The sequence below is a fragment of the Mesorhizobium sp. M2C.T.Ca.TU.002.02.1.1 genome, assembly GCF_003997225.1.
This window is the reverse complement of the sequence record NZ_RZTO01000336.1, coordinates 1-6,112: the sequence shown is the minus strand read 5'-3', so window position 1 is coordinate 6,112 and position 6,112 is coordinate 1. Positions and strand designations below refer to the sequence as shown.

The 6,112-nt window shown below is 64.8% G+C and carries 8 protein-coding genes; 4 read left to right on the top strand and 4 right to left on the bottom strand.

What is annotated here, in order from left to right:
* Nucleotides 1-56: 56 nt before the first annotated feature.
* Nucleotides 57-959, bottom strand: coding sequence for a LysR family transcriptional regulator (locus tag EOD07_RS18430; RefSeq protein WP_127236491.1), 903 nt, complete (start codon nt 957-959; stop codon nt 57-59).
* Nucleotides 960-1,061: 102 nt separating this feature from the next.
* Between EOD07_RS18430 and EOD07_RS18425 the strand changes: the two genes are divergently transcribed.
* Complete coding sequence (locus EOD07_RS18425; protein ID WP_127236490.1) at nt 1,062-1,682, top strand: pyridoxamine 5'-phosphate oxidase family protein; 621 nt, start codon at nt 1,062-1,064, stop codon at nt 1,680-1,682.
* On the opposite strand, the gene EOD07_RS18420 is transcribed toward EOD07_RS18425, so the two are convergent.
* The 3 genes from EOD07_RS18420 to ftsE form a co-directional block, all read right to left on the bottom strand.
* Complete coding sequence (locus tag EOD07_RS18420; protein ID WP_245470218.1) at nt 1,679-2,359, bottom strand: YdcF family protein; 681 nt, start codon at nt 2,357-2,359, stop codon at nt 1,679-1,681. The two genes, EOD07_RS18425 and EOD07_RS18420, sit on opposite strands and share 4 nt — an antisense overlap.
* A gap of 197 nt (nt 2,360-2,556) precedes the next feature.
* Complete coding sequence (locus tag EOD07_RS18415) at nt 2,557-3,549, bottom strand: ABC transporter permease (RefSeq protein WP_127236488.1); 993 nt, start codon at nt 3,547-3,549, stop codon at nt 2,557-2,559.
* Nucleotides 3,542-4,201: a cell division ATP-binding protein FtsE gene (gene ftsE / locus EOD07_RS18410; RefSeq protein ID WP_027167480.1), complete on the bottom strand. Its 660-nt coding sequence runs from the start codon at nt 4,199-4,201 to the stop codon at nt 3,542-3,544. Before ftsE ends, EOD07_RS18415 begins: the two co-directional genes overlap by 8 nt.
* Before the next feature lie 180 nt (nt 4,202-4,381).
* On the opposite strand from ftsE, the gene EOD07_RS18405 reads away from it, so the two are divergent.
* The 3 genes from EOD07_RS18405 to EOD07_RS18395 all read left to right on the top strand — a co-directional run bounded on the left by EOD07_RS18405 (nt 4,382) and on the right by EOD07_RS18395 (nt 6,109).
* Nucleotides 4,382-5,023, top strand: coding sequence for a hypothetical protein (locus tag EOD07_RS18405; RefSeq protein WP_127236487.1), 642 nt, complete (start codon nt 4,382-4,384; stop codon nt 5,021-5,023).
* Nucleotides 5,024-5,111: 88 nt separating this feature from the next.
* The gene (hpt, locus tag EOD07_RS18400) at nt 5,112-5,654 is read left to right on the top strand and encodes a hypoxanthine phosphoribosyltransferase (RefSeq protein ID WP_040989272.1); all 543 of its coding nucleotides are present in this window, start codon (nt 5,112-5,114) and stop codon (nt 5,652-5,654) included.
* Nucleotides 5,655-5,737: 83 nt separating this feature from the next.
* A complete protein-coding gene (locus EOD07_RS18395) occupies nt 5,738-6,109 on the top strand; it encodes a response regulator (protein ID WP_040989271.1) in 372 nt (123 codons plus the stop codon).
* Nucleotides 6,110-6,112 lie beyond the last annotated feature (3 nt).

The window sequence follows — 6,112 nt, the reverse complement described above, 5'->3', positions numbered from 1 at the left end:
CTCTTGCTTGCCGTAATTCCGGACGGAAAACCGCGATGCACTTTTCCTGGAATTGCTCAAAGTGACCGCGCCAGCCGCTCTCTCAGGCGCGGCGCTGCAAAATCGAGGAAGGCGCGCAGCTTCACCGGCAACCGGCCCTGGCCGGCATGGACGAGGCTCACCGGCCAGGGCGGTGGCTCGAACGGCTCCAGCACCACCCGCAGCGCGCCGGCGCGCACGGCGGCGTCCGCCTGGTAGGAGAGCACTTTTGTCAGGCCGAGGCCGGCAATCGCGGCATCGATCGCCGCTTCGGCGGTGTTGACCTGCAGGCGCGAGCGGACCGGGACCGTGGTTTCCGTCTTGCCAGAGCCAAAACTCCATGTCGCGGGAGCGGCGAGACCTTCGAAGGTGACGCAGTTGTGGCCCGCGAGATCCTGCGGTTTCTCCGGCGTGCCGTGCATGGCGAGATAGGCGGGGCTTGCGCAGACGACGCGACGGATCGAGCCGACGCGGATTGCGACCATGGCCGAACCCTGCAGCTCGCCGATGCGCACCGCCAGATCGATATGCTCCTCGGCCAGCTGAGTGATCCGGTCGGACAAGGTCAGGCGGATATCCACTTGCGGATAGATGGCGAGAAAGGCGGTGATCACCGGCAGCACATGCAGGCGGCCGAAGACGACCGGCGCCGTGATGACCAGCTCGCCGGTCGGGCTCGAATATTCGCCGGCCGCGGTGCGTTCGGCTTCGCTCACCTCGTCGAGGATGCGGCGGCAGGCGGTGAGATAGGATTGGCCGGCATCGGTGAGCGTCAGGCGACGCGTCGAGCGGTTGAGCAGGCGCGTCTTCAAATGCTTCTCCAGGTCGGTGAGCTTGCGGCTCACCGTCGCCAGCGGCACGCCGGCGCGCCTGGCTGCAGCGGAAAGGCTGCCGGCCTCCACGGTGGCGACGAACAGGGACATGGCGTCGAGACGGTCCATGATTCTTCCAAAAACTGGAAAGATGGATTGCGAATATGCGCTCTACATCCGATTTTCGGAAGAGGCTAAATGACATGCTATCCTGGTCCAAGGAGCGCCGGCATGCACGAATTCACCAGCGACGTCGCCTTCACGCCGACCGTCAAGGCCATTCAGTCCCGCAAGGGATCGCGCGAGTCCTATGCGCGCGTCGAGCAGCGCGGCGGCTGGCGGGCGACGATCACGCCCGACCTTGCCGCCCTCATCGAGGCGCAGACCAGCGTGTTCCTGGCGACGGCGAACGCCGAAGGCCAACCCTACATCCAGCATCGCGGCGGGCCGGCCGGCTTCCTCAAGGTGCTGGACGAGCACATGATCGGCTTCGCGGACTTTTCCGGCAACCGGCAGTTCATCACCCAGGGCAATCTCGATGACAACGACCAGGCCTTCCTGTTCCTGATCGACTACATGCTCAGGCAGCGGATCAAGATCTGGGGCAGGGCTCGGGTCGTCGAAAATGACCCGGAGCTGACGGCGAAGCTGATGCCGGCGGACTACAAGGCACGGCCGGAGCAGGCGATCCTGTTCACGGTCACGGCCTGGGATGCCAATTGCCCGCAGCACATACCGCAGCGCTTCGAGGCGGCGGATGTCGCGGCGGCACTGGCCGAGCGCGACCGGCGCATCGCCGGCCTGGAGCAGGAGATTGCCCGCTTACGCGGTAATGCGGCGGCTAAGGTCTAGTTCTTCACAACGGTCGATGCTTCCGCCAGCGTGACGCCCTCGGGCGTCGTGCGCAGCGGCAGGACGCCGCGCGCCAGCGACAGCACATATTTGCTGTATTCGGTGAGCAGCACGCGCAGCGCCTCCGGCTTGGTCAGCCAGCCGCCATTGCCGAGATTGGTGTTGACCACCGGATAGGGCTCGAGCCGCGCGCCATGCAGCAGCCGGCCCATCTCGAGCAGGCTGCGCGGCATGTGGTAATTGTTGGTGACGATGATGATGCTGCCATAGGCGTGGTTCTCCACCCATTTGGCGCTTTCCTCGGCATTGCCGATGGTATCGAGCGCGGCGCGGTCGATATCGACGCAACAGGAGAAGAGCTGCTTGTCGCCGCCCATCGCCGCCTGCAGCTGGCGCCTTGTGGCCGAGGGATGGACACCGCTGATCAGCAATCGCTCGCCCTTGCCGGAGGCCAGCAGATCCATCGCCGCGTCGAGCCGCGACTGCCCGCCCGTGAGCACGATGATGGCGTCGGCCCTGGCCGGATTGGTCGGCGTCGTCATGTGGCTGACCTTGTCGGCGAACCAGCCGAAGCCGCCGGCAAAAAGCACCAGCGCGGCGAGAACCGCGAAACCGCAGACGCGCAAGGCGAGCCGCAAACGACCAAGCCCGGCGGGGGCAGCGCTGCGCGCACGCATCGCCGGCATCCGTCCAACCGTATCGATCGAATCCCGCGCTTCCATCATCCCCAGGTTAATCCTGAAAGCATCGCATGGTTAACTCCGAAATGCGGCGTTTGATGGGTAAGACGCGCACATTGCGTTACGGCAGGTGTCCCGTGTGTGATCGTTGTCTTATATAGCGCTTGCGCCGGCTTTCGGATTGAGCTCATGGATCAGCCCGCATCCGGTTGGCGAACGTCGATGTCGCTGAGATAGGCGACGACGGTGGCGTGCGAGGTCGCCGCGGTCAGCGCGCCGATCACCAGCACCATGAGGCCGACGCCGAAATAGCCGGCGGAGCCGATGGCGAAATTGCCGAACAAAGCGGTCGCCTGGTCGGCCTCAGGCGTGGCCATGTTGCGCGACGACCACCAGGAAAACACGATGAAGACGAGGATCGCGAGCGCGCCGCCGGCGGCCGCGCCCTTCATGCCGGTGACCAGGAAATGCCAACGGAACTCGCGCGCGATGAAGCGCGCCTCGGCGCCGACGAAATGCAGCACCTCGATGATATGGCCGTTGCCGGCCATGGCGCCGCGCGTGGCGAACACGACCGTCAGCACGGTCGCCGAGAGCATCAGCACCAAGACGGCGATGCCGATCGTCACCGTCGTGTGCGCCATGGCGACAAGGCGGTCGACCCAGGTGCGATGGTCGTCGAGCGCCGCGGTCGGGATCTTGGGCGCGATGGCGGCGCGCATGGCGGCGAAGTCCGGCGGGCTGGCCTCGTCGATGGTGACGATGATGAGGCGCGGCACCGGCAGCTCGTCGATGTTGAGGCCGCTGCCCAGCCATGGTTCCAGAAGGCGCGCGGTCGCGTCGCGGTCGATGATCTTGGTGCCCTTCACGCCGGGGAACTCGCTGGCGATCTGCGAGGCCTGCGCAAGGGCCGCCTCCATGTCGAGACCGTCGGCCGGCTTGATCTGGATCGTCGCCTCGCGCGAGATCTGGTTCTCCCAGACCGATGCGGTGTCACGCACCAGCGTGACCGCGCCGAAGGTGAGGCAGGACAGGAAAGTCATGATGGCGATGACCAGCACCAGCGCCCGGCCGGCGATGTTCTGCGCCGGCACGATCGGCGCCGTCTTGCGCTGGACACGCCGGATCGTCGGCGGCGCCTCGGCGTCGGCTTCATCGTGCAGGTGATCGGCTGGAAGGTCAGTCATAGACGTCCAACCTTCCGCCAGCCAGAATCATGCGGCGCGCATCGACCTGCTCCATCAGGCCAAGGTCGTGGGTGGCGATCACCACGGCGGTGCCCAGCCGGTTCAATTCGATGAACAGCCTGAGCAGCCGGCGCGCCAGAGGCGGGTCGACATTGCCGGTCGGCTCGTCGGCCAAAAGGATTTCCGGCTGCTCTATCAGCGCGCGGGCGATCGCGGCGCGCTGCTTCTCGCCCCCGGACAGCACCGGCGGCAGCACATGCATGCGGTCGCCGAGGCCGACCCATTTCAGAAGCTCGGTCACGTCGGTGCGGTAGCTCGCTTCCTCGCGCCCGCGCACGCGCAAGGGCAGCGCGACATTCTCGTACGTCGTCATGTGGTCGAGCAGACGGAAATCCTGGAACACCACGCCGATGCGGCGGCGCAGCAACGGCAGTTCGCCGCGCGAGATGCGCGAGCGGTCCTTGCCGAAGATGGTGATCAGGCCGCGCGTCGGCTTCAGCGACATGAACAAAAGGCGCAGCAAGGTCGTCTTGCCGGCGCCCGAAGGGCCGCTCAAGAACTGAAAGGAGCGCTCCGGAATGTGCAGGGAAATGTCGCGGAGGATCTCCGGACCCATGCCATAGCGGAGGCCGACATTTTCGAAGCGGATCACGTTCGGCGACCTGAAACTCTCGGCGGCGACGCGCCACAATCTACTTTAACAGACCATCGGCCGGCATGGTTAACCGGCGGTTAATTTTGTGACGTTCAGCGTGCATCAAAGCCATTCCGGTGGGGAAGCGTTAACCAATTCCGTTTACGCAAAAGAAACGAAGATTGCACTGGTGCCGCAATGGCTGACGAGAGAACCGCGCGCCCTGTTTCCGGCGAAATCATGACCGGTTCGACGACAAATGCCGCGCCGGAGCGCGTCATGTCCGGCGCGACCGACATCGTCGATGCCGACTATGTAGTGCTGCCGCGTTTTGTCGCGCACCCTGAATCGTCGACAGCGCCCGCGCCGCCGCAGATTCCTTCCTCGCCATCGATCGAAGGCATGGGCATGCTGCGCAAGCCGGAAGCCGCGCCGTCGCGCTCCTCGCGAGGCGGCCCGCTGTTCTGGGTCGCCGGCGTCGGCATAGCGCTCGCCTCCTTCTGGGTGTCGGGTGGTCATGCGCTGGTCCGGCAAAGCCCCTTTTGGACGACCGCCGCGCCGGCGAGCGCGCTCACCATTTCCGGCGTGACGTCGCGCATCGACGCGTCGGGCTTGAAGCCGGTGCTGTTCGTGGATGGCGAGGCGGCGAATGACGGGATGAAGTCGGAAACGCTGCCGCCGCTCGAAATCCGCGTCACCGACAACAACGCCAATATCATCCGCTACAGGCTGGGGACATCCAACCGTTCCCTGGGGCCCGGCGAAAGATTCGGCTTTTCCAGCCGCCTCGATGTGCCTAAAGACGGCATCAAAGCCGTGGCAGTCGTCTTCGCCGGCTAGGTGTGTCGATATTCGGCTGGATGCCGGCCTGACTTATATCTCGCCATATCGGCAGGATCGGCGCCAAGGCGATTTTGAAGGAAAAGCTATGCCAGTTGTGCGCGGTAAGGACATCGAGGTTCTGTTTTCGGCGTCGGCGATCGCGCGCCGCAATCTCGAGCTCGCCAAGGAAATCGCCGGGCGCGACTACCACGACCTCTTGGTGATCTCGATCCTCAAGGGCTCGTTCGTCTTCGCCGCCGATCTCATCCGCGCCATGCATGATGTCGGCCTGTCGCCGGAAGTCGAGTTCATCTTCATTTCGAGCTATGGCGCCGGCACCACGAGCGGCGAGGTCAGGGTGCTGCGCGACATCGACAACGAGGTCGCCGGCCGCGACGTGCTGTTGATCGACGACATACTGGAATCCGGCAAGACGCTTTCCTTCACCCGCGATCTGATGCTTTCGCGCGGCGCCAGGAGCTGCGCCATCGCCGTGCTGCTCGACAAGCGCATGCGCCGCCAGACCGCGCTCAACGCCGATTATGTCGGCTTCGACTGTCCGGACTATTTCGTCGTCGGCTACGGCATGGATGTCGCCCACGCGTTCCGCGAACTGCCGTTTGTCGGGGTGGTGAAGGGCGACGCCTGAAAGGACGCCAGCGTCCTTCCGAAAAGGCGCCGATCGTTAGAATTTTCAGAAAACATCAACGTTTCGGCGGCATCTATCTCGGCATGGCAAAGCTTCTGATCGTCGAGGACGATGAGTCCGTCCGCACCCTCGCCGCCCGCGCGCTCGAGCGCGACGGCCATAATGTCACCGTCGCCACCGACGGCGCGCAGGGGCTGGATATGATCCGGCAGGCCCGCGGCGGCTACGACCTTGTGGTGTCCGACATCCGCATGCCGGAAATGGACGGCATCGAGATGGCGACAGCCGCCGCAAGAGAGTTCCCGGTGATGAGAATCATGCTGATGACCGGCTATGCCGACCAGCGTGAGCGCGCCGAGGAGCTCAACGGCATCATCCTCGACGTCGTGCAGAAGCCGTTCACGCTGGCCGAGATCCGCACCCGCGTCGGCAAGGCATTAAGCTGCTTCGCTTGAGAC